22 protein-coding genes and 2 pseudogenes are annotated in these 21,635 nt (G+C 66.7%); 10 read left to right on the top strand and 14 right to left on the bottom strand.

Annotation, left to right across the window (positions count from 1 at the left end; genetic code table 11):
* From gntH to JWS14_RS40990, 5 genes are all read right to left on the bottom strand, one after another.
* Positions 1-879, bottom strand: an 879-nt coding sequence (gntH, locus tag JWS14_RS41010; protein WP_275957903.1) for a guanitoxin biosynthesis MBL fold metallo-hydrolase GntH, incomplete at its 3' end; no start/stop codon positions are given.
* Positions 880-995: 116 nt separating this feature from the next.
* Positions 996-3,239, bottom strand: a complete 2,244-nt coding sequence (locus JWS14_RS41005; RefSeq protein WP_206016306.1) for an arylsulfatase — start codon at positions 3,237-3,239, stop codon at positions 996-998.
* A 259-nt stretch (positions 3,240-3,498) separates the two neighbouring features.
* Positions 3,499-3,678 (bottom strand): hypothetical protein, encoded by a 180-nt coding sequence (locus JWS14_RS41000; RefSeq protein ID WP_206015869.1) that lies wholly within the window; start codon positions 3,676-3,678, stop codon positions 3,499-3,501.
* 198 nt (positions 3,679-3,876) lie between these two features.
* Positions 3,877-4,101, bottom strand: a complete 225-nt coding sequence (locus tag JWS14_RS40995) for a hypothetical protein (RefSeq protein WP_206015868.1) — start codon at positions 4,099-4,101, stop codon at positions 3,877-3,879.
* 100 nt (positions 4,102-4,201) lie between these two features.
* A complete protein-coding gene (locus JWS14_RS40990; RefSeq protein ID WP_206015867.1) occupies positions 4,202-6,880 on the bottom strand; it encodes a winged helix-turn-helix domain-containing protein in 2,679 nt (892 codons plus the stop codon).
* A 426-nt stretch (positions 6,881-7,306) separates the two neighbouring features.
* On the opposite strand from JWS14_RS40990, the gene JWS14_RS50605 reads away from it, so the two are divergent.
* From JWS14_RS50605 to JWS14_RS40980, 3 genes and pseudogenes are all read left to right on the top strand, one after another.
* A complete protein-coding gene (locus JWS14_RS50605; RefSeq protein WP_241031637.1) occupies positions 7,307-7,825 on the top strand; it encodes a sulfatase-like hydrolase/transferase in 519 nt (172 codons plus the stop codon).
* Positions 7,720-8,067 (top strand): annotated as a pseudogene (locus JWS14_RS51945) (hypothetical protein); the annotation flags it as partial. The gene JWS14_RS50605 and the pseudogene JWS14_RS51945, both read left to right, overlap by 106 nt.
* 95 nt (positions 8,068-8,162) lie before the next feature.
* A complete protein-coding gene (locus JWS14_RS40980; protein ID WP_241031636.1) occupies positions 8,163-8,735 on the top strand; it encodes a sulfatase/phosphatase domain-containing protein in 573 nt (190 codons plus the stop codon).
* A gap of 604 nt (positions 8,736-9,339) precedes the next feature.
* Here JWS14_RS40980 and JWS14_RS40975 read toward each other — a convergent pair.
* Positions 9,340-9,660 carry a hypothetical protein gene (locus JWS14_RS40975; protein WP_241031635.1) on the bottom strand — a complete coding sequence of 107 codons (321 nt, stop codon included), beginning with the start codon at positions 9,658-9,660 and terminating at the stop codon, positions 9,340-9,342.
* Between the two features lie 359 nt (positions 9,661-10,019).
* On the bottom strand, positions 10,020-10,625 hold the full coding sequence (locus JWS14_RS40970; RefSeq protein WP_206015864.1) for a TetR/AcrR family transcriptional regulator: 606 nt from the start codon (positions 10,623-10,625) through the stop codon (positions 10,020-10,022).
* Between the two features lie 113 nt (positions 10,626-10,738).
* On the opposite strand from JWS14_RS40970, the gene JWS14_RS40965 reads away from it, so the two are divergent.
* The 4 genes and pseudogenes from JWS14_RS40965 (at position 10,739) to JWS14_RS40950 (ending at position 12,952) form a co-directional block, all read left to right on the top strand.
* Positions 10,739-11,512 carry an SDR family NAD(P)-dependent oxidoreductase gene (locus JWS14_RS40965; RefSeq protein WP_206015863.1) on the top strand — a complete coding sequence of 258 codons (774 nt, stop codon included), beginning with the start codon at positions 10,739-10,741 and terminating at the stop codon, positions 11,510-11,512.
* 172 nt (positions 11,513-11,684) lie between these two features.
* Positions 11,685-12,032, top strand: coding sequence for a Clp protease N-terminal domain-containing protein (locus JWS14_RS40960; RefSeq protein WP_241031634.1), 348 nt, complete (start codon positions 11,685-11,687; stop codon positions 12,030-12,032).
* Positions 12,033-12,137: 105 nt separating this feature from the next.
* Positions 12,138-12,438: pseudogene (locus JWS14_RS40955) on the top strand (hypothetical protein); the annotation flags it as partial.
* A 79-nt stretch (positions 12,439-12,517) separates the two neighbouring features.
* Positions 12,518-12,952, top strand: coding sequence for a pyridoxamine 5'-phosphate oxidase family protein (locus tag JWS14_RS40950; protein WP_206015862.1), 435 nt, complete (start codon positions 12,518-12,520; stop codon positions 12,950-12,952).
* 157 nt (positions 12,953-13,109) lie between these two features.
* Here JWS14_RS40950 and JWS14_RS40945 read toward each other — a convergent pair whose 3' ends face one another.
* Complete coding sequence (locus tag JWS14_RS40945; protein WP_206015861.1) at positions 13,110-13,439, bottom strand: hypothetical protein; 330 nt, start codon at positions 13,437-13,439, stop codon at positions 13,110-13,112.
* A 506-nt stretch (positions 13,440-13,945) separates the two neighbouring features.
* On the opposite strand from JWS14_RS40945, the gene JWS14_RS40940 reads away from it, so the two are divergent.
* Positions 13,946-14,554, top strand: coding sequence for a hypothetical protein (locus JWS14_RS40940; protein ID WP_206015860.1), 609 nt, complete (start codon positions 13,946-13,948; stop codon positions 14,552-14,554).
* 1,304 nt (positions 14,555-15,858) lie between these two features.
* Here JWS14_RS40940 and JWS14_RS50600 read toward each other — a convergent pair.
* Positions 15,859-16,137: a DUF1931 family protein gene (locus JWS14_RS50600; protein ID WP_241031633.1), complete on the bottom strand. Its 279-nt coding sequence runs from the start codon at positions 16,135-16,137 to the stop codon at positions 15,859-15,861.
* Positions 16,138-16,473: 336 nt separating this feature from the next.
* Between JWS14_RS50600 and JWS14_RS40930 the strand changes: the two genes are divergently transcribed.
* The gene (locus JWS14_RS40930) at positions 16,474-16,842 is read left to right on the top strand and encodes a WhiB family transcriptional regulator (RefSeq protein WP_241031632.1); all 369 of its coding nucleotides are present in this window, start codon (positions 16,474-16,476) and stop codon (positions 16,840-16,842) included.
* 355 nt (positions 16,843-17,197) lie between these two features.
* Positions 17,198-18,214, top strand: a complete 1,017-nt coding sequence (locus JWS14_RS40925) for a magnesium and cobalt transport protein CorA (RefSeq protein WP_206015859.1) — start codon at positions 17,198-17,200, stop codon at positions 18,212-18,214.
* Positions 18,215-18,366: 152 nt separating this feature from the next.
* On the opposite strand, the gene JWS14_RS40920 is transcribed toward JWS14_RS40925, so the two are convergent.
* The 5 genes from JWS14_RS40920 to JWS14_RS40900 form a co-directional block, all read right to left on the bottom strand.
* Positions 18,367-19,233: a DUF1206 domain-containing protein gene (locus JWS14_RS40920; protein WP_206015858.1), complete on the bottom strand. Its 867-nt coding sequence runs from the start codon at positions 19,231-19,233 to the stop codon at positions 18,367-18,369.
* Positions 19,226-20,485 (bottom strand): fatty acid desaturase family protein, encoded by a 1,260-nt coding sequence (locus JWS14_RS40915; protein WP_206015857.1) that lies wholly within the window; start codon positions 20,483-20,485, stop codon positions 19,226-19,228. Before JWS14_RS40915 ends, JWS14_RS40920 begins: the two co-directional genes overlap by 8 nt.
* A gap of 78 nt (positions 20,486-20,563) precedes the next feature.
* Positions 20,564-20,719, bottom strand: coding sequence for a DUF6131 family protein (locus JWS14_RS40910; protein WP_206015856.1), 156 nt, complete (start codon positions 20,717-20,719; stop codon positions 20,564-20,566).
* Between the two features lie 60 nt (positions 20,720-20,779).
* Positions 20,780-20,974 (bottom strand): CsbD family protein, encoded by a 195-nt coding sequence (locus JWS14_RS40905; protein ID WP_206015855.1) that lies wholly within the window; start codon positions 20,972-20,974, stop codon positions 20,780-20,782.
* Between the two features lie 85 nt (positions 20,975-21,059).
* Complete coding sequence (locus JWS14_RS40900; RefSeq protein ID WP_206015854.1) at positions 21,060-21,524, bottom strand: hypothetical protein; 465 nt, start codon at positions 21,522-21,524, stop codon at positions 21,060-21,062.
* Between the last annotated feature and the right edge of the window lie 111 nt (positions 21,525-21,635).

The following is a 21,635-nucleotide window of genomic DNA, read 5'->3' as shown; positions in this document are numbered from 1 at the left end:
GGTAGCCGACCGCGTACGGGACGGTATGCGCGCTGTCGATGGTCGTGTTGCCGATGAGCTGAGGTATCCCCATCCGCGATTCCGACAGACTGCCCAGATCGCCTGCATCTCGGTGACGAAGACATCGACGTTCGTCGCGTACTTCAGTGTCAGCTTGTCCGGCCGGCCGTCGCCCGTCCACACGAAGGACAGACCGTTCCAGTCGAGGCGGTAGGCGCTTGCCCCGTCCATGACGTGTGACCGGGGCCAGTGCCGAACCTGGACGCCGTTCCTGTCGTAGCAGAGGCCGTTCTCGTCCTGCCAGTCGAACTCGTTGACCTCCACTTCATATCCGTCGCCCACCGCCGATGTCTTGAAGGATTTGGTGTGCCAGTGGGTCATCTGTTTCATCCCCTCGATCATGGCCTTGGTGCCATCCTTCGGTGTGCGGCCCGAGGGGCCGTGCACCCGCAGCGGCTTCCAGCGCAGCAGCCAGGGGGCGAAGCAGTAAAGGTAGGGCAGGTCCGCGAAGTGGTCGACGTGCAGATGCGAGATGAAGATGTCGTTGACCGCCATGAACGGCACCTGCATGGCGACGATATTGCGCAAGCACCCCGAACCCAGATCGAAGAAGAATCGGTCCCCGTTGCCCAGTTCGACCATCATGCTGGTGCCGGCCTGGTCGCGTCGCGGCGGGAAGGGGCAGCTTCCCACGAAGGAGATCCGCATCTCGTCCGGGCCGAGCTTCTCACCGACCGGGAAGTAGTTGCTCGCGTTCACCACGCTCGGGGTGGGCCGGAAATACGGCGGCAGACTGATCCCGCTGCCCGGTTTCCCGCCGTACGGGTTCTCGGTCATTGCCGGGTCTGCGCCGGATGGGGGTTCGTCAGTGGATGTCACGGCAGTCTCCCTTGTCGGAGCTGAGTTCGAACGGATCGGCAACTCGCGTACTACCGCCGAAGCCGCAAGCTGGTCTGCGTCCAGCGGTTCGCCGAACAACGTTGTGCGTCTGCTGTTTACGTGAGGTAGCGGACATGGACGTTGTCGATGCGGCCGTTGAACGGGAACGGCATCTTGTCGAAGTAGTCGAGGGACACCGATCCTCCGAGGCAGCGGCCGATGTCGAGGCAGTCGTTGCCGGTGAACAGCAGCGGCGCACTGATCGGCACCTGCCCGCTGCCATAGGGCGCATCCTTGACACTCATCGCGATGTCGAGCGGGCCGGCGGGTTTGGCCTCACCCGCCGGGACGGTCCTGACCTCGATCGTGGTGGGACCGGCCGGGAGCCGGTGCTCGGAGCGGATCTTGGTGCGCGCGATGACGAACAGGTTGTACTCGTAGCACAGGAAGCCATCGTCGACGTAGCAGGTCAGACCGCCGCCGGCACCGCCGAGTGCGTAGAGCACACCGTTCGCATCGTCGGGAATGTCCACCTCGATGGTCACCAGATTCGCCCGATTGCCCAGACTCGGCGCGCAGGGCTCGGGCATCCGGATCACGTCCCCGGTGAAGTTCCATTCCCGATACGGGGTGGAAATCCGCAACTCGGGATGAAGCACCGTGATCCACAGGCCGCCGCCGACCGGGTAGACACTGTTCTTGGCCGCTTCGATCGAGAACGTGTCCTTGAGCTGGGCGAGTTTGTCGGGCATCTGGTCGGCGAGGTCGCGGGCCTGCGACCAGTCCTCGTCGAGGTGGTAGAGCTCCCATCGGTCTTGATCGGGGGTCCAGTCCTTGATGCCGGGCGGTGACCCGGGAACCCACGGCGCCCGCGGACCGAACGCCGACGCCATCCAACCGTCGTGATAGATCGCGCGGCTGCCCATGATCTCGAAGTACTGAGTCCGCAGCCGGCCCTTCGCGTCCGGGTCATCGAAGGAATAGGCGAGGCTGACGCCGTCGATCGGTATTTGCGGAACACCGTTGACCACCAGCGGCGGGGTGATCCCGACGACGTCGTAGATGGTGGGGACGATGTCGTTGCAGTGGTGGAACTGGGTCCGCGGCCGCGAATCCGGTGTGATCTTCGCCGGCCACCGCACCACCATCGGGTTACGGGTGCCGCCCAGATGGGAGGCGAGCAGTTTCATGCCCTTGTACGGTGTGCTGCCCGCCCACGCCCACGCGGCGTGATACTGGTTTTCGACCTTCGGGGTGCCCAGCACGTCCAGCCCGCCCATCTCCTCGAGCGCCCGGATGTGCATGTCGATCGTGGTCGGTATGCCGTTCTGCGCGAGCATCTCGCTGACGGTGCCGTTCTGGCCCTCACCGGAGGAGCCGTTGTCCCCCCAGATGTAGAACACCAGGGTGTTGTCGCCGTATCCGAGGCGGTCGACCTCGTCGATCAGCCGACCGATCTGGACGTCGACGTGCTCGCCGAAACCGGCGGCGACCTCCATCAGCCGTCGGTGGAACGGCTTCTCCTCGTCGGGGATGTCGTCCCACGCCGCCAGTCGCGGATCGCGCGGGGTCAGCTCGGCGTCGGCCGGAATCCAGCCCGCCTCCTTGGCTCGCTGATGGGTGCGTTCGCGGTAGGCGTCCCAGCCGTCGTCGAACTTGCCGGCGTACTTGTCGGCCCACGGCTTCATGATGTGATGCGGGGCGTGCAGGCATCCGCTGGCCCAGTACATGAAGAATGGTTTGTCCGGCTCGAAGGCCTTGTGCCTGTGCAGCCACCCGATGGCGTCGTCGGCCAGGTCTTCGCTGAGGTGATAGCCCTCCTCCGGTGTCTTGGGCGGCAGCACCATGGTGGTGTTGCGGACCAGGTTCGGCTCGTATTGCGAGGCCTCACCGGCGAGGAAACCGTAGAAGTACTCGAAACCGATGCTGGTCGGCCAGTTCTCGAAGGGCCCGGCGGAGGTGGTTTCGATGGCGGGGGTGTTGTGCCACTTGCCCCAGGCGGCGGTGGAGTAGCCGTACTGCTTGAGGACCTCGGCCCCGAGTGCGCTGCTCTTGGGGATCTGCCCGGCGTACCCGTCCCAGTCGTTGGCGAGTTCGGCGACCTGGCCGTTGCCGATCCGGTGATGGTTGCGGCCGGTCATCAACGACGCACGGGTCGGGGAACACATCGCGGTGGTGTGGAAGCGGTTGTACCCGATGCCCTCCTCGTGGATCTTGGTCAGTGTGTCGGTTCGGATCTCCCCGCCGAAGGTCGTCGGAAGTCCCGGGCCGGCATCGTCGACCAACACGATCAGGATGTTCGGTGCATCCTCGGGTAGGCGGCGCGGGGTTTCCCGTTGCGCATAGATCGAGTCCTGCATCGTTCTGCCCGCGGTACTCGCAGACGGTGTCGGCGGAAACGGCAACGACTCTTGCGGATTCACAATGATCCTCCTCGCTCGAACGATTCACAGACCCGCAGGCGACGGGTGGCCTCGTTGACTGCGGTGAAAGGGTGTCGTCGACGTGATGGGGCCGACGCTGGCTGAATATCGGGTGATGGGTGTCGCGGTGGTCACTGCCCGCTGCGGGTCGAATAGCGAATCGTGATCGGTGCAGTCCACTCCCGGCTCGGCAGCCTCAGATGCACCAGACGAGACTGGCCGACCCCAACGGGACGCTGAAGCAGATCGACACCGAACCGAGGACCGGAGTCGGTGCGGGCGCGGCGGGTGCGGCCGAAGCCATGGGAGCGGCCAGGGCGCCGAGAGACAGGGTGAGGGCAATCGTGGCGAGGGCAGTGCTGATTCGACGAGACATTTCGGATCCTTGTGCAATGACGACGACGTCCGAGTCGGTGGCGACTGGTCATGATCGTCGGAGTGTTGATGATGGTCTTCGGCTTGCGGTGCGGCGGCTGGACCGCTGTCGCCTAGGGCGCGCGCCGAGGTGTCGTTGACCCAGAGTGGTTGAGCGCAATGCTTATGGATGGCAGTAGCGTGCTGTTCGTGGACCGGCTCATCCGCGTGACGGGGGTCCGGCGCGGGATTCGGGGAGTTGCCGCATTTCGACGACGTGCAGCCCCAGGGATTGGAAGCGGTTGAGCAGCCCGAACAGGTGGGCTTCGTCGGTCACGGTGCCGTAGAAGAGGGTCTGATCGGGCATGGCGGTGTGGTCCAGTTCGGGGAACGCTTCAGCGAGTGCTGCCGACACCAGGCCGGCGATGCGGAATTCGTAGCGCATGAGCACTCGTTTCTCGGAAGCCGAGAATGGGAGGCTTCCGCCTCCCATCCTCGGCCCCGCGGGGGAAAGCACATCCCCCGTTTCGGGTGACCGAAAACGGTCAGAGCAGCCCGAGTTCCCGGGCGCGGTGCACGGCCTCGCGGCGGCGGCGGACACCGAGCTTGCGATAGATGCTCAGCAGATGGGTCTTGACGGTATTGGTGGAGATGCCCAGCGCGGTCGCGATCTCGTCGGCGGTCAGCATCGCCGCCGCCTGCCGCAGCACCTGGTCTTCGCGCTCGGTCAGCGGTTGGAACGCCGCCGGTCGCTGCCCGGCGTCCTGCGGATGACAGTGTTCGAGCGCCCGGGCGGGCAGCCAGCCGTGCTCCTTCACCAATTGTGGCTCCTGGGAAAGGAGTTCACGCACCCAGTGGCCGCTCTCGACGAACACCCGCCACAGCTCCTCCGGACGTGCGAAGCCGAGTGCCTGGCGCAGCAGCCGGTGCGCCTCCTCGATGTGACCACTGTCGGCGGCGGCCCGGGCGCGCAGCAGGAAGGCCTGCACCTGAATGGTCGCCGGGGCGGTCTTGGCTGTCCGCAGGTCGCTGAGTACGTCGAGGGCGGCGGTGTCGTCGCGGCGGGCCGCGAGCAGTGCCCGGGTGCGGGCCACAAGGTGCTGGGGCCGGTCGGAGGGTGCGGCATCGAGCACATGGAGGGCTGCGCGGGTGTCGGCGTGCGCGAGGTGTGCGGAGGATTCGGCGATGGCCAGCTCATCGAGCGTCCAGTCCGCGGGGCGGCGGCGGGCCAGCGCCGCCCCGACCGAGTGGACGATGGCCAGGGCGCCCTTCCAGTCCCCGTCGGCCGCCGCCAGCCGGGAGCCGATCACCGCGGCCGCCACCGCCGGGGCGGGTTCGGGAACCAGCCCGACTGTGGGGGCGGCCAGGTCGAGGTGGGTGCGCGCGGCGGCCCGGTCGTCGTGTTCGACCGCGACGCCCGCGAGGACGAGGTGACTCACCCCGATCAGGTCGTCGGACGGTAAGGCGGATTCTTCGGCGACCGCAAGGGAGCGGCGGGAGTGTTGTTCCGCTCGTCGCAGTTGTCCGCGCAGCAGCTCGACCAGGGCGAGCGAGCCCAGAGCGTCGCAGAGCGGTTGCTCGGTGCCCGGCGCCCCGCACGCGTGGACCGCGGCGGTGAGCACGCCCGCGGCGCGGTCCAGGTGCCCGGCGTCGAGCTCGGCGGCACCGAGGCCGGCCAGCACCATCGCCGTGATCTCCGGATGCCGCCCGCGGCGCTGCTGCGGCATCTCACGGAGTAGTCGGTGCGCGTCGGCCGCCGATTTGCGGGTCACGTCCAGGTCGCCGGCGGCCCGCCCGGCGAGCACCCCGACGAAGGACCGGGCGAGGTGGGGTGCCGGGTCCGCGCGGTCGCCGAGGTAGTCGTCGGCGCAGGCGAGGGCGGCCTCGCAGCCCTCCACGTCGTGGTCGGCGAGACGGCAGGCGGCTCGCACCAGGGCGGGTGCCGCGCCGGTCAGGTTCGCGGGCATGCGTGAGAGGGCCCGGCGCAGCTGGGCGGTGTCCAGTCCGGTGAAGAGCCGGCCGATCGTCAACGTCTCGATCAGGAGGTCGGAGGCGAACTGCCAGTCGTTGCCGGCGGCGGCCTGGGTGACGGCGGCGGTCAGGGCTCCGGTGTCGGCGAACCAGCGCGCCGCCCGGGCACGCAGGCGGGGTTCGAGGCCGGGATGCCGGTGCCGCAGGTGCGCGTGCAGCACCTCGGCGAACAGCGGATGCAGTCGGTACCAGGGCGATGGGTCGACCCGTTCGACGAACGCGTGGGCGCGGGCAAGACTGGCCAGCGTCAGGTCGCCGTCGCCTCGACCGGTGAGAATATCGGCCAGTTCGGGGTGGATTTGTTCGGTGATGCACACCCGGAGCAGCAGGGTCTGGGTTTGCGGCGGCAGCGTGTCGAGGACCTCGGTGAGCAGGTAGTCGGCGATTGCGGTGCGGTCGGCGACGAAGTCACCGATGAACGCCTCCGGGTCGGTACTGCGCTGCATCGCCAACGCGGACAGGCGCAGGCCCGCCGCCCAGCCCTCGGTCCGGTCCACCAGCAACGTGAGAGCCGCCGACGAGATCTGCAGCCCGTGCCCGCGCAGCAGATGGCAGGCGTCTGCGCGGGTGAACACCAGATCGGCGTTGCGGATCTCGGTGATCTCGCCCGCGGCCCGGTAGCGGTGCAGCGGCAGCAGCGGCTCACTCCGGGCGGTGAGCACCACACGCACGCCACCGGCGGCGTGCCCGAGCACGAAATGCAGGCCGGAGGTGATCTCCGGGGCGCAGGTCGCGTCGAACTGGTCGAGGACCAGCACCACCGGTTCCGGAGTCTTCGCCAACGCGTCGGCGAGCCGGACCAGCAGGGACTGATCGACCCCCTCCGCCCGGGTCGGGATACCCACCTCGGACAGGGGTATCCCGTGGCGGTGCAGCGCCTCGATCAGATATGCCCAGAACAGGCCCGGAGCGTCGCCCGGTTCCACGGTCAACCACACCGCGGTGCCCGGTGCCATACCGGCGGTCACCCACTGCGCGGTCAGGACCGTCTTGCCGGCACCGGCCGGGCCGTGGACCAGGGTCAGCGGCCCCGCCGACCCGGCGGTGAGGCGTTCGAGCAGTGCGGGTCGGTGGATGAGGATCTTCGGCACAGCCGGGACGGCGAACCTGGCCGCGAGAATCGGGTCGCCGGAAAACTGCACGCGGCGATGCCGGGAGGTGCCGGGTGCATCGGGGGCACCGGGGTTCTGCATGAGGTCACCGACGTCCCTGAGAGGCAGGCTGAAATCGGGTATCACCCTCATTCAACCCCGCCGATCGCCGGTGGGTCACCCCCTTCGGGGGAGGTGATCCGCGGTGCGGGCGCCGAGACTGAGAGCGGAACAACAGGTCAGACGCCCAGGTCATGGTCAAAGTTTCGGTAGGGGCGTCCACCCCGAGGACCGCGGCTCCATCCCGACTGATCCGTACGAGCAGCCGCAGGCAAGAAGCAGGGATGATGCAACGCCCGGACATCCGAGCACCACGTGCGGTGCGGCGTCCTCACCCGAAACGGGTGAGGACTCACCACGGCGACGGAGCCGGCGGTGCACTCGCGGCCCGGCGAACCGCTGCGGTACGCCGCCGAAACGAGCAGAGATGGTGGCCGGGCCCGCGCCTGTGAACCCCATGGAGGAAAGATGTCGCACGACAGACCGAACATAGTTTTTGTCCTGATGGACAACCTCGGCTACGGCGAGGTCGGTTGCTACGGTGGCGGAGCGGTGCGCGGTGCCCCGACGCCGCGCATCGATCGGCTCGCCCGCGACGGCATGAAGCTGACCAACTTCAACGTCGAGCCCCAGTGCACGCCGAGTCGGTCGGCCCTCCTGACCGGACGGTTCGCGCTCCGCTCGGGCACCCACAGCGTCTCGCTCACCGGCGCACCCTACGGGCTGGTGCAGTGGGAGATCACCCTCCCCAAGCTGCTCGCCGAGCAGGGCTACGCGACCGGCCACTTCGGCAAGTGGCACCTCGGCAACACCCGGGGCGCATGCCCACCGACCAGGGTTTCGACGAGTGGTACGGCATCCCCGACACCACCGACGAAAGCCTGTGGCCGGGCTCACCGGGCTTCGACCCGGACGTCGCGCACGTGGCCCACATCATGGAAGGCCGCAAGGGCGAGCCGTCGCGCGACGTCGCGATCTACGACCTGACCACCCGGCCCGAGATCGACATGGAGATCACCGAGCGGACGATCGACTTCATCACGCGCAGCGCCGCGGCGAACAAACCCTTCTACGCCTACGTGCCCTACACGCTCGTGCACTATCCGACGCTACCGTCGGCGGAGTTCACGGGCGCGACGGGCAACGGGCCCTGGGCCGACTGCCTGGCCCAGATGGACCACAACGTCGGCCGCCTGCTCGACACCCTCGACGAGCTGGGGCTGCGCGACGACACGATCTTCGTGTTCACCAGCGACAACGGGGCCGACACCTCGGTCCCGCCGCACATCGGGACGAGTGGACCGTGGACCGTGGACCGTGGACCATGTTCACCCCGATGGAAGGCAACAACCGCGTCCCCTTCATCGTCCGCTGGCCCGGCCACATTCCCGCCGACCGTGAATCGAACGAGATCGTCCACGAGGTGGATACCTTCACCACGCTGGCGGGGTTTGCCGGCGCCAGGGTGCCACAGGACCGGCCCATCGACGGCGTGGATCAGGCAGGCCTCTTCCGCGGCACGACTGAAAACTCGGCACGTGAAGGCTTCCTGATCTACTTCGGGGAGAAGTTCTACGGGGCCAAATGGCGCAACTTCAAGATGCTGCTCGTCGAGCAGGTCGATGCGTTGGATCCGGTTCTGTCGCTGGGCGTCCCACGGATCTACGACCTGTACACCAACCCGAAGGAGGATCCCGAACACAGCGTCGCCTCCACACATCTGTGGGTCATGCGTCCGATCTCCAAGATGATCGGCGAGTACCAGGACAGCCTGAAACAGCATCCGCCCATCAAGGTCGGCACCCCTGACCCGTATCAACCACCCGGGCCGTCCACCGAATCGGATGTCAGATCTTCAGCCGAGTCGGCACAAAGCCCAGAGGAGAACAAGAGATGACGGACAAACCCAGCGACGTCGATATGCCTGGAACTTTCGAATCGCGCTGGCCGCCGCCCACTCGACTTCCCGCGCCGCTCAATGTCATACCCACAGCAGACCGCCCCTTACCCCACGCAACCAAAACCAGTCAAAACGCCCAACAATGTTGATGAACAACATATTACAGACATTACAAGCTGACGTTGTGCGCAATATTCGTAAAGACCTATTCTCCAGTTGATTAACCACAAATGTTGTAACTCAACACCTTTCAAAACCGGCCTCCAACCGCACCAAACAGACACCCCACGCGCCCGCCGACACCCCACCCCCCGGCACTCCCCCGACAAGTCGCCGGCACCCCCACATCACAAACCGGGGACATGTCATCACACCAGGTCACAACACCATTACGCCCCCACACAGCAACCGCCCGCACATCGGGAGTCGGGTGCGGGCCCTGTACGGGGGTGACGTTCTGCGCCGTCGGTGTCTTACCGGGGTGCGAGGTCCAGCCAGGGCTGATCGACGCGGCCCTCGACATAGATCCCGCCGGGCGCTGGTCGGCCCATCGGGATCGCGGACGACTACCGCCTCCACAGTCACGACTGCGCCGCCCTCGTCACCGTGTAACCGAGCGACTCCGCGAGCAGGTGCAGCAGATCATCCGCCGCCGGCAGGCAAGCCGGTCCATCCAATCCCAGATCGCGTTGCACTCGTCCTTGTCCTCGCACATACACTCGCTGTCGCGGGCACCATCCAGACCCGAGTCCAGCCCGCAGCCGTCCACCGTCACCGGATCGAGCACCCACCGATCAATGCCATCCCAGTCGCGCATCAGGTAGACCCAGATCGATTCCTCGACGTAGTGGGTGCCGCGGTCGAGGGCACACTCGCCCTGCGACGTGTAGACCTCGGCAGGAGTGGGGACGTTCGTCGTCATCGTGGGTTTCCCGTCCAAGCTCAGTGGTTTCACGGTGGGCGCGAGCACCCAAAGCCACTGAAACGCAATAGCATTTGAAATCAGCCCAAACGAACCTCACGCAACCGAGCTGCCTGCGACGCTGTTCTCGCCGCCAAGAAGTTAGACACTCGACGCATCGGCAGAGACGATGCCGCGCGAGATCACCCTCCCCGCACACGTCGACGAGACAGCCAGCCACAGGACCGGTTGTCGAGGACGAATACCAACAGAGCCCCGGGACAGCGGCGCGTGCACCTCTCAACACACTGTGTCGCTCGGTAGCGGGGGAATGCGGCCCAGCTGTTGAGCACGCCAGCTCCCGGTGACGTCCCCGCCGATCAGCAGGGAATACCGGACGGTCCCGGGCCCCGCAGGTAGTCGATCAGCGTGTCGAGGACGGCCTCGAGATCCTCGACACTGCCCGTCGACCGCAGGACCTGCACCCCACCCTGAATTCCCGCGATGAACGCGGACGCGGTGCGCGGCGCATTCAGTTCCGCCCGGATCTGCCCGGCCGCCTGCATCGCCTCGATCCCGGCCGCGACGTGGGTCCGCCACTGCGCCAGCAATGTTCGGACCACCTCGGATGCCCCCGGCGTTCCGCCCGCCTGGGCCAGCAGCGACCCGAGCGGACAGTGCGCTCCCTGAGCGCGGTAGCGGGTGACCAACGCATCGCGCCACCTCCCCCACGCCGCCCACGACGTCAGTGCGCCCAGGTGCGGTTGCTGATCGTCGAGAACCCGGTCCGCCTCGTAGACGGCGACGGCGAGCAGCAGTTCGTCCTTGCCGCCCGGAAAGTAGTGGAACAGCTGCCCCTTGCTGGTTCCGGTGATGGCGCGGATGTCGTCGAGCGTGACCTCACCGGGCTCACCACCGCGAAGATGCGTCGCGGCACCGTCGACGATGCGCTGACGGGTCGCGCGCCCCTTCGCGGTGATCGGCATACGTCGACGGTAACGCAATTCTGGACCGGACAACCCACCGCCACTCCAACACCACCGGCTATACCTCATTTTCTGGACTCGTAGGTCCAAAAAATTCCCTCTACGGTCGGGACATGACCAATCACCTCACCAACGGCCGACTCCACGGCCGCAGCGCCCTCGTCACCGGATCGACCTCCCACATCGGGCGCGCCATCGCCGTCGCCTTCGCCGCCGAAGGCGCCCACGTGATCGTCTCCGGCCGCGACACGACACGCGGGAACGAAACCCTCGCCGCGATCGCGGCGGCCGGAGGCCGCGCGGACTTCCTCCCCGCCGACCTCGACGGCACCTCCGCCACCAGCCACGCCCTCGCCGAGCAGGCGCTGAGCCTGACCGGCGGACACCTCGACATCCTGGTCAACAACGCCGGCATCTTCCCCGCCTCCGGCACCATGACCGTCGACGACGACACCGTGGACCGCATCTACGCCGTGAACGTCAAGGCACCCATCTTCCTGGTACAGGCCCTGGCCCCACACATGACCGACAACGGTGGCGGCGTCGTCATCAACCTCGGCTCGTGGGTGGCCCGCCTCGGCATCCCCCACGGCCCCGTCTACGCCGGGTCCAAGGCCGCGATGGAGAGCCTGACCCGATCCTGGGCCGCCGAATTCGGCCCCCGGGGTCTGCGTGTCAACGCCGTCTCCCCCGGCGTCATCCGCCCCACCGGACCCGACGCCGGCTCCCCCGCCGACACCTTGATGCACACCACCCCCGCCGGCCGGCCCGGCACCGCCGACGACATCGCCGACGCCGCCCTCTACCTCGCCTCCGACGACGCCCGCTTCGTGCACGGAACCGTCCTCGACGTCGACGGCGGACGCGTCGGCGTCAACACCGTGTAAGTGCGCGCAGCAAGAAACCGAACACCGCCGCGACACACACCACAATGGCGTCAATGCTGCCGACCCCGATCCCCCACGTCTCGGTGACTCCCGGCGGTCAGCCGCCCGGCCCTGGCGACACCTGTCCGGGTCGTTGAACGGGTGCGGTACACCGCGTCGAGGAAGTGACGGGGTGGACACCACCACCCCCTCCACGGCCCATCACCAGCACCCCTCGTCGGGTGACACCGCAACGGCCCCGAAGAGCAAGCTCGAGGACGTCACCGCCCCGGCGGTCGGGCACATCCCATTCACCCCGAAAACGAAGAAGGTCATCGAGGGCAGTCTGCGCCAGACCGCCCTGCTCGGGCACGAGGAGATCGGCACCGACCACCTACTCCTGGCCCTGTTCGCCGACCCCGCCTCCACCGGCGCTCACATCCTCACCGACCTTGTATCCCTCAGCAAACGCGCCGGTGAACGTGATCTTCGTGTTCGGTTGGTAGTGGACGTAAGCGATCATGATGATTCGCGACATTGACCGACTCATCTCGGGGCCGAGCCGTTTCGAAGTGTCGTATCTGACCGCGGCGACGGCCGACGGAACCAGGGTGACGTGCCACATGCGGATGGAGCAGAAGGGGCTGTTCAACGCGAGAACGGGATCGTCGGCGTCCACCTGCGCAAGACGGTCCGCACCACCGTTCCCGATCCGGACGCGGCCGCGGCCGCGGCGGGCGGACCTGATCCGGCGGGATTTTCAGCGCGAACACGCCGGACACCAGGTACGTCGGCGACATTCCTCCAAGCACTTCGCGCAGAGAGGTGCCCCCTACTTGCCGGTGGGCGACGGGCAATTCCTGTACCTGGCAACGGTGTTGGACTCAAATCGAAAACGCCTGGCAGGTTGGTCGATCGCCGATCACATGCGCACCGGGCGAGTCACCGTCACGCTGCACCACCGCCCCGATGCGTCCGCTGACCCAACATACTGACAACGCCCCCCTTCGGATGCCATCATCAGGAATGGCCAATGACACCGACGACGCAGCCGAGCAACCAATCACCGAGCTGACCGCGAAGGAGAGCTGGGAACTGCTCAGCTCGGGCGCGTTGGGGCGGCTGGCGTTGAGCGTGTCCGGGAGGGTCGACATCTTTCCCGTCAACTACGTCGTCCACGAGGGCAAGGTGTACTTCCGAACCGCCGAGGGATCCAAGCTCATTGAACTCACCATCAACCGGGATGTCGCCTTCGAAGTGGACGAGATAGCCGAGCACTCGGGGTGGAGCGTCATCGTCCACGGCACCGCGCGGCGGCTTCAGAAGCTCAGCGAGGTCGCCGCAGCCGACGAGTTGCATTTGCGGTCATGGCTGGCCACCCCCAAGTTCAATTACGTCGAAATTACACCCACCGAGATCACCGGCCGCCGACTCGTCTTCGGTGACGAACCGGACCACTGAAACCGGACAGCCTGCCCGCCTCTCCCCGATCACCGGGCAACCGACCGTGGGTTGTCCACGCCCCGAGCCCCGTGGGTCCTCGAAATCCCGAAGTGCGACACCCGTCCTGGTACAGTTGCGCGACCTCGTGACGACCACCGGACGGCACCTCGAGCGATTACCCGGGGACCAACTCGATCGAGTCGAGCGCACGAGAACCGTCGCCGATGCGGACGCGTACCGGACCCTGATCCACAAGCTGGGCCGGGGCGAGTTCATCATCGCTACAGCCGATTTCGGCTCCGCTGAACGCTACCGGCTCCTCGACCACCAGGTGGTGAAACGTGAACTCGCGTGCCACCGAGTCGATCTCCTCCCGGTCGGGGCGGTACAGCCCGATCCAGACCATCCCCGCCTTCTCCCGGAGGAGCTCGTAGGTGCTGTCGAGCATGTCCGGGGTCGCGGCCCGGACACCAGCCACGTACACCGCGTTGTCCACGATCGTCATGTCCACTCCCCGCATCCGACCGAGCTGCGGCACTACCGAGCGCGTGGCCGCGATTCTCGGCATCGAACCCCGGCCGGTGGGACGAGTGCCGCGCTGAGCCGGGTTGGCCGCGGTCAGCTGTTCTGGTACCTGTCGCCGGACGGTGCACCGGATCGATCCCTTCGGTGTGTTTCTGCTGGTAGTGGCCTCGAGGGCGGCGCAGTCGACGGTCGCCGGTGGATCGGACGGCGATGTCGATGTTAGGGCCGCTTCGGCGGCGGCCGGATCGGTGCGAGTGAGCCTGGTCGAGGGCGCCTCGAGCTCTTGGGCCGTGGGGCGCCGATGCGCCCGGCCGGTGGTGATGCGCCCGCCCGGTGGTCTTGTGGGCTGCCGGGGTTGGGCGAAAAATTGGTCCTGCAGTGGCTGCGGCCACCGGGGCCGTCGGTGGAACCGGAATCCGGCGACGGTGGACCGCGCCGGGTCGGCCACCGCAATTGGTTAGAGCGCGCTGTGCGAGGAGGCATCACATGTTCATCCAGGTAATCCAGGGAAAGGCGTCCGACGAGGCGAGGCTGCGTCGGTGCATGGATCGCTGGACGGCAGAACTGCGACCGGGGGCCATCGGTTACCTCGGGAGCACGCACGGGTTGTGTGACGACGGGACGTTCATTGCACTGGTCCGGTTCGAATCCACCGAGGACGCCCAACGCAACAGTCAACGCCCCGAACAGGACCAGTGGTGGGCCGAGACACAGACCTGCTTCGAGGGCGCCGTCTCGTTCATGGACTGCCCGGACGTGACGTCTTGGATGGGTGGCGGCTCCGATGCTGCCGGGTTCGTACAGGTCATGGAGGGCCACAGTGCTCATCCGACCCGGATGCGGCAACTGATGGAACAGGCGAGCGATCAGGTTGGCCGGCTGCGTCCGGACATCATCGGCGGGACCTTCGCCCGGTACGGCGACGACGGGTTCGTCGAGGCCTTGTACTTCACATCCGAGTCCGCGGCCCGCGGACACGAGAAGGCACAGGTACCGGACGATCTGCGGGCCCTGTTCGAGGAAGAGAACCTGCTAATGGGCAAGGTGTCCTACTACGACATGCACGAACCGGTGTTGGTCTCGGCGGGACCGTGACACCACCCGGATGCTGGCCCGGATCCTCTGGAATCGGCTGCCGGGCTGGTACCGGCGGGCAATCCACCGCTACCGGCCCGGTCTGGGTGTCGCGAAGGTCGATTTCGTCCTCAACTCTCCGGTGCCCTGGGCGGATCCGCGGGTGCAGCAGGCCGGGACGGTGCACTGCGGTGGCACCCGAGCCGAGATCGCCGCGGCCGAAGCCGCCATTGCCGCCGGCGCGCATCCGACCCGGCCGCTGGTCCTGGTTAACCAACCTGCCGTCGCCGACCCGACCCGCGGCGCCCAGGATCTGCTGCCGCTCAGGTCCTACACGCACGTGCCCAACGACTCCGAGGGCGACCTCACCGAGACAATCACCGCACAGATCGAACGCTTCGCGCCCGGATTACGCGACACCGTCGTCACCTCCCACGCCATCCCCGCACCGGGCGCGGCGGCGACATCGCCGCCGGGCGGTGTCGATGTACCGGATGATCGCCCGTCCCACCGCGCGATGGAACCCTTACCGCACCCCACTCGACGGGGTGTGTCTGTGCTCGGCTTCCACCCCGTCCGGGCCCAGTGTCCACGGCATGCCCGGCTACTGCGCCGCCCGGCACGTGCTGGCCGACAAATTCGGTATCACCACTGTCCGCGACCTCAGCCCCGCCCCGCCCCGGGACAACTCAGACAACCGCCTCGCTCGCAAACCCCTTCCACGTCACGGCGGCCGACCAATTTCGAGTTACCGGCCGCCGCAGCGAGCAGCATCGCCACCGAGACCATGCGACTACATATTGAAAGCGTTCCGCACCAACGCTTTTCACACCTCATGCACTCCTGCAATCGCGCACCGTTTCGGCAACGGCTCGACCGGAACCACCACCGGCAGCGGGAACACTCCGGCACCCCCGAACCACCGGGGCAAGGCCCCGGCGGAGAATTGACCGGACGGGCGACGAACGACGCGATGCCCACGCTGTCGTCGACGCGGTGGACCATCCGACGCATTCTGCCCCCGCCCCCGCACCCGATCGGGTATTCACCCCTGCCGGCCCGGGCACTGTGTCTCACCCGCCGCCTCGGTCGGCATCGGCGGCAGTTCGGCGACCCGGGTTGGACAACCCTTCGGTGTCAGAGGGTAGTGGTCGACGAGGGCACCGATCATCGAGCGGTGCGGGCCGTGGGGGCGCACCGTCTTCGCCTCGGGGTACGGTGCGGAAGGTCCATGCGAACGTCACGCCCAGCCCGCCGGTGGCGTCGGGCGGCCGCGACTGGGTTCCGGTCGCGAGCATCCGGTCGAGCGGCGGACAGCGGGCCAGTCACCCGAGAAACGGCTCGACTCGCAGACGGGGACCGAGCTCGCGGAACAATCCGCTGTTCTCCTGTAAGCCCTTGGCGATCGGCAGGTCCGTACAATCGATGATGTAGTGGCGAAGGGCCGCGGCAACCGCCGCGGCGACGAAGAGCAGATCGCAAATTTTCCTGGTGACAACCTCGTCGAAGCGGCGAAAGTCGTCCCTGCCGGCGCCGAGAGCGGCCACCACCCGAAGGCTGTCCTCGAACTGATCGAACGTTACGGTTGGCACCACGGCTTTCATCGGGTGATCAGCCTCCATCCCGCCCCGGGTGGCTGCCAAGCGAAAGTCGCATACCTGTGGCACAAGAGCCACAGGTCCCCCGGGGCGGGAGCCATGACACGGGCATCACCCCTGATGGGGGCCGCGCCGACTCCGTCACCGCCGAGGATTGGACCACTCGACCGAGTAGCGCAGGCGCCAGGGCATCCGCGATATCTCTCAAAACAGGGCGAACGGTTCGTTGTCCGGAACGAGCCGCACCCGATACCCCACGACACATCGACCACCCAGATATCAGTTTCCGGCGTGCGGATCTGCTCCATCGGTCCCCGCGTTCGGGGAACGAAAGGAACCGCATTGCTCCCCGCACGAATCCCATCCACGCCGACCCGCGAGGTCTCGAGCGGACTCGAAGGATGGCGGGACGGCGCCGCGTGCCGCGGTATCGAACCGTCGGTGTTCTTCTCCCCCGACAACGAACGCGGTACCGCCCGAGGTCAACGCGAATCGCGGGCCCGGCAGATCTGTCAGGACTGCCCCGTACTCACCCAGTGCCGCGAGCATGCCCTGGCGGTGGGCGAACCGTACGGAATCTGGGGTGGCATGACCGAAACCGACCGCAGACGACACACCAATCGAGCTCGCCGCGGCGAGCAACGACCCCTCGTTCCCCGGCAGGCGACACAGGCCACCGCCGACGCCCTGCACCTGAGCTCCGCCCGGTAACGACCGCGTTCAGCGCCGCATCCCGACGACCGCACCACCCGATGGAAAATCCCGGATCGACACCCGACTGTGAACCGGATCAACGGTTTTGGATTACCCAGTGTAGTGATTGCCAAGAAGGGGATAAACCCAAGAAACGTGCCAGACAGCGCGAGCGGAAGATGAGGAGCACGGCCGTCTGAGTCGACGGCCACCGTCCTGATCCGTTCAGCTGTTCTGGACGTCGCAAAGTTTCCGCCACATTCCACCAGCCGGGTGTGGAAGCCGACAATTACGCTCGACATCCCAGTGCGGCATCACGCCGCGGTCACGTGCGCAGTGGTGCGGCACACTCGATCGGACGGAAGGAGTGGACATGACGATCGTGGACAACGCGGTGTACGTGAGCGGTGTCCGGGCCGCGACCCCCGAATCGCTCGACAGCACCTACGAACTCCTGCGGAAGAACGCGGGGATGGCCTGGATCGGGCTGTACCGGCCCGGCACGGAGGAGATCGACTCGTTGGCCCGCGAGTTCGCGTTGCACCACCTGGCGGTCGAGGACGCCATTACCGCGCACCAACGCCCGAAACTCGAACGCTACGACAGCGTCTTATTCGTGGTGCTGCGGCCGGCCCGCTATCTCGACGACGTCGAGAAGGTCGAGTTCGGGGAGCTCCACGTTTTCGTCGGACCCGATTTCGTCGTCACCATCCGCCACGCGGAGTCCCCCGACCTGGGGGTGGTGCGCCACCGGATGGAACAGGCACCGGGCTTGCTGTGTCTGGGCCCCGAGGCGGTGCTGTACGCGATCGTGGATCAGGTGGTCGACGAGTACGAACCCGTCATCGCCGGTCTCGAGAACGACGTCGACGAGATCGAAGATCAGCTGTTCACCGGTGACGCGTTCGTTGCCCGCCGGATCTACGCCCTCTCCAGCGAGGTGATCGAGTTTCAGCGCGCCACCCAGCCCCTGGTGGGCATGCTCGAGGCCCTGCAGCGCGGGTCGGAGAAGTATCACGTCGACCTGGAACTACAGCGCCATCTGCGCGATGTGCACGATCACACGATCCGCATCGTCGAGCGGGCCGACTCGTTCCGGGCACATCTGCAGACCGCGCTGACCGTGCACGCCACCCTGGTGGCACAACAGCAGAACGAGGAAATGCACCACCTCACCGAGGCGAGCCTCGCCCAGAGCGAAGAGGTCAAGAAGATCTCCGCCTGGGCCGCCATCCTCTTCGCCCCTACCCTGGTCGGCACGATCTACGGGATGAACTTCGACGACATGCCCGAACTGCATTGGGCGACCGGGTACCCTCTCGCGTTGTCCCTGATGCTCATCACCTCCATGGCCCTGTACATCGTGTTCAAACGCCAACGCTGGCTCTGACCGCAAGCCCCTCGAGCCAACCGTGCCGAAAAGGCGAAGGCATCGGATCCCGGTCCACGATCGGGCCGGTTGAGATCACCCGGATCGGGAGGGTCGATACTTGCCATCGAGAGCCTGGAGGAACTCCGTCCGACTGCTCGGGGCTGCGCCGATTACATCTTGGCGTAGCGGGCCATCGCGAAGCTGTAGAGGCCGTAGGTGATGATGCCGACGCCGGCCGCGATGAGCAGGGCTACTCCGTAGGGTTGGGCGCCGACGGTTTTGAAGGCGCCGTCGAGTCCGGAGGCCTTATCGGGCTCGGATTGACTGACGGCGAGGATCACCAGCAGCCCGACCGCGGCGATGGCCAGCCCTTTCGCGATGTATCCGACCGTGCCGAGCCTGCGCACGAGGGGACTGGTGGTGCCCTCGAGGTCGTCGAGGAAGCTGCGACTGACTCCCTTGTAAATGTGGTATCCGCCGACCGCGATGATGACCAGTGCGACGGCGACGAGGGCGATCGTGCCGGCGGTGGTCTGCATCAGGCGGGCGGTGATCCCCGCACTCTGGCCGCTGCTCGACTTGCCGCTGCCGCGGGCGAAACCGAACGCGGAGAAGGCGAACGCGAAGTAGACCACCGCGAGGGCAAACGCCTTGAGACGATCGATGATCTCCGATTTCTTGCTGTCGGCGTCCGGCCTGGATGAACTGCCGAGTGCCGCTTCGGCGAGCCGCCACAGTCCCATGATGGCGAACGCGACCACACCCACCCACAGTGCGGCGATGCCGCCCGGCTTGGCGGCCAGTTCGGTCATGGCACCGGATTGGTCGGCGGTACCGCCCGGGCCGCCGAGGGCGAGCCGGATGGCGATGTAGCCGATGATCAGATGCACGACGCCGCTCACCACGAACCCTGCCCGGGCGAACCGTTCGAAGACGCTGTTCTGCGCCACCCGGCCCGCGGTCGAGGACGAGTTGTCCTGCGACGCCGGCGAAGAGGAGGTGGCGGCGGGCGCCGGGGAAGCGGTGGTGTCAGGCATGGGGATCGTCCGATGTTGGTGGTGGTGGACTTCTCCGTCGACGGGTGCGACGGTTCGTGGGGAGGGCTCGTAGGGCTGTCCGAAGCCCGATGCGGGAAGCCGGGGCCGCTCCGATCGGCTCACCCGCGGTGCGGAACTTCAGTTCGGAGGCAGTCTCGGGAGCGTCGTCGATGGTCGCACGCAGAAACCGGTCGGGCAGTGCGAGTTTGTGGATGGTGCGCAGCGTCTGCAGGTATTGCCGCGCAAGTGAACCGGTGGTGTAGGGCAGGTCGTATTTCTCGCAGAGTGCTTGCACCTTGGTGGAGATGTCCGCGTAGCGGTTGCTGGGCAGGTCGGGGAACAGGTGATGCTCGATCTGGTAGCACAGGTTGCCGCTGAGGAACGCCATTACCGGGCCGGCCCGGAAGTTGGCCGCGCCGAGCATCTGCCGCAGATACCATTCCGGACGCGTCTCGTTCTCCAGTTCGGCGAGGGTGAACTTCTCGGCGCCGTCGGGGAAGTGCCCGCAGAAGATCACCACGTACGCCCACACGTTCCGCAGCAGATTCGCGATCAGGTTCGCCGTCAGTGTTCGCCGCCAGCGGCGCCCGCTGAGGGCGGGAAAGAGCAGGTAGTCCTTGCCGGTCTGGCGGGCGATCTTCCCGATCAGCGCTCGGCGGTGCGCGGATTTCTCGGCGGCGGTGCCGACCCGGGTCTGCTCGGAATACAGGTCGTGCAGGGCGATGCCCCATTCGAACATCGCCGCCAACACCAGGTTCCGCAGCGGTTGCAGTAGGTGCTCGGGCTTCCACGGCTGGTCGCGGGTGATGCGGAGGACACCGTAGCCGAGGTCCTCGTCCATTCCGACGACGTTGCTGAACACGTGGTGACGGTAGTTGTGGGAGTACCGCCACTGTGATGACACGCCGGCCATGTCCCATTCCCAGGTGGTGGAATGGATTTCGGGGTCGTTCATCCAGTCCCACTGCCCGTGAGAGACGTTGTGGCCGATCTCCATGTTCTCCACGCTCTTGGCCACACCGAGCGCCGTCGTCCCGAGAACCCACCCTGTGGTGGTTTTGCTGCCGTAGATCACCAGCCGCGCAGCGGAATCCAGCAGTCGCTGGAGGCCGATGGTGCGGCGGATGTAGGCGGCATCGGCGGCGCCGAGCGACTCGGTGACGTCCCGGCGGATGCTGGTGAGCTCGTCGCTGAGCGCCTCGACGTCCGCATCGGTGAGGTGCGCGTACTCCTTGATATCGGAGATGGCCATGGTGTGCTCCAGGTTCCGGACGAGCCCCCGTCCGGAACCTGGGGTGGTGCCCCGTCCGGTGCGGCCTTCAGTGCCGGGTCAGTAGTAGTGGCGTCGACCGGCGACCGCGTGGCCCATCGACCCCATGATCTCGAGGACCACGCCGATGACGATGAGCGCGACCCCTACATACAGGAGGATGGGAATGCCGGCGACCGCGCCGATGACGGCGAGAATGATTCCGAGAATGATCATGAGGACAACCTGATTTCGGGACAGAGAGTGGGGATTGGGGTATCGGACGATGTGAGCGGGTCAGTGCTTGAAGGTGTGCTTGATCTTCTGCCCTGCCTGCTTGAGCTTGTCGCCGGTTTGCTTGGTGTTGCCCTTGGCCTGCTCCGCACTGCCCTCGGCTTCCATGCGTTCGTTCCCGAGGGCCTTGCCGACCGTCTTCTTGGCGGCGCCCTCGGCGGTTTCGGCCTTGTGCCGAAGGTTCTTCCCGATGCTCATGGCGGTACTTCTTCTCTCTAGGGGGTGATCGGCCGGTGCGGGTGCGGCGGCCGAAGTCGGTGGGGGGCCTGGTGCCGGTGTGTCCTCAGCGTGCGACCTCGCGGGCGGCGGCGGCCTGAGTTATTCGGTGGCCGAACGGGTGCCGCCAGTCACGTCCCCCGGCAGGCCGGTGACCGTGATCGACATCGTGTGGTGTCCTGTCGGCGGTGTCCGGGTTCGCGGCAACCATCTCGCGCTGTTCGGCGAGGCGGTCCCGGTCCTGGTACGCATCCGCTGTTTCGCGGCGCGATTCTGTCAGGTCGTGGCGGGCGATGCGACCGCGCCGGGAGGTGCGCCGAGCACCGGCCAGAAGCAGGCTGAGCCCGATGAGCCCGACCGCGCCGACGACGATGCCGTAGAGGAACAGCGTTCCGGTGGAACCGGTGACGTGATAGCCGAACACGGCGAACCCGTCGGTGAGGGCGTGCCCGTCACCGCTGTTGCTCAGCACACCGGTCAGTCCGACGATCACGGCGGCGAGAAGGACGGCGAGTCCGAAGATGATGATCATGGTGGCCTCCAGGGGCCTACGTTGTAGTACCCAGTCAACGCCGCATTCCGCACCTTGTCAACGGTGTAGACCTACGCTTTAGGCCTACGGTGGGGACTACGATTTAGGCCT

It is taken from the genome of Rhodococcus koreensis, from assembly GCF_017068375.1.
Classification (GTDB): domain Bacteria; phylum Actinomycetota; class Actinomycetes; order Mycobacteriales; family Mycobacteriaceae; genus Rhodococcus_F; species Rhodococcus_F koreensis.
This window is presented reverse-complemented; position numbering and strand designations above follow the sequence as displayed.

What these genes read in the sequence shown, in the direction of transcription:
- JWS14_RS41005 (WP_206016306.1), bottom strand. Translation starts at nt 3,239, where the DNA reads ATGCAGGACTCGATCTATGCGCAACGGGAAACCCCGCGCCGCCTACCC.
- JWS14_RS41000 (WP_206015869.1), bottom strand. Translation starts at nt 3,678, where the DNA reads ATGTCTCGTCGAATCAGCACTGCCCTCGCCACGATTGCCCTCACCCTG.
- JWS14_RS40995 (WP_206015868.1), bottom strand. Translation starts at nt 4,101, where the DNA reads ATGCGCTACGAATTCCGCATCGCCGGCCTGGTGTCGGCAGCACTCGCT.
- JWS14_RS40990 (WP_206015867.1), bottom strand. Translation starts at nt 6,880, where the DNA reads ATGCAGAACCCCGGTGCCCCCGATGCACCCGGCACCTCCCGGCATCGC.
- JWS14_RS50605 (WP_241031637.1), top strand. Translation starts at nt 7,307, where the DNA reads ATGTCGCACGACAGACCGAACATAGTTTTTGTCCTGATGGACAACCTC.
- JWS14_RS40980 (WP_241031636.1), top strand. Translation starts at nt 8,163, where the DNA reads ATGTTCACCCCGATGGAAGGCAACAACCGCGTCCCCTTCATCGTCCGC.
- JWS14_RS40975 (WP_241031635.1), bottom strand. Translation starts at nt 9,660, where the DNA reads ATGACGACGAACGTCCCCACTCCTGCCGAGGTCTACACGTCGCAGGGC.
- JWS14_RS40970 (WP_206015864.1), bottom strand. Translation starts at nt 10,625, where the DNA reads ATGCCGATCACCGCGAAGGGGCGCGCGACCCGTCAGCGCATCGTCGAC.
- JWS14_RS40965 (WP_206015863.1), top strand. Translation starts at nt 10,739, where the DNA reads ATGACCAATCACCTCACCAACGGCCGACTCCACGGCCGCAGCGCCCTC.
- JWS14_RS40950 (WP_206015862.1), top strand. Translation starts at nt 12,518, where the DNA reads ATGGCCAATGACACCGACGACGCAGCCGAGCAACCAATCACCGAGCTG.
- JWS14_RS40945 (WP_206015861.1), bottom strand. Translation starts at nt 13,439, where the DNA reads ATGACGATCGTGGACAACGCGGTGTACGTGGCTGGTGTCCGGGCCGCG.
- JWS14_RS40940 (WP_206015860.1), top strand. Translation starts at nt 13,946, where the DNA reads ATGTTCATCCAGGTAATCCAGGGAAAGGCGTCCGACGAGGCGAGGCTG.
- JWS14_RS50600 (WP_241031633.1), bottom strand. Translation starts at nt 16,137, where the DNA reads ATGAAAGCCGTGGTGCCAACCGTAACGTTCGATCAGTTCGAGGACAGC.
- JWS14_RS40925 (WP_206015859.1), top strand. Translation starts at nt 17,198, where the DNA reads ATGACGATCGTGGACAACGCGGTGTACGTGAGCGGTGTCCGGGCCGCG.
- JWS14_RS40920 (WP_206015858.1), bottom strand. Translation starts at nt 19,233, where the DNA reads ATGCCTGACACCACCGCTTCCCCGGCGCCCGCCGCCACCTCCTCTTCG.
- JWS14_RS40915 (WP_206015857.1), bottom strand. Translation starts at nt 20,485, where the DNA reads ATGGCCATCTCCGATATCAAGGAGTACGCGCACCTCACCGATGCGGAC.
- JWS14_RS40910 (WP_206015856.1), bottom strand. Translation starts at nt 20,719, where the DNA reads ATGATCATTCTCGGAATCATTCTCGCCGTCATCGGCGCGGTCGCCGGC.
- JWS14_RS40905 (WP_206015855.1), bottom strand. Translation starts at nt 20,974, where the DNA reads ATGAGCATCGGGAAGAACCTTCGGCACAAGGCCGAAACCGCCGAGGGC.
- JWS14_RS40900 (WP_206015854.1), bottom strand. Translation starts at nt 21,524, where the DNA reads ATGATCATCATCTTCGGACTCGCCGTCCTTCTCGCCGCCGTGATCGTC.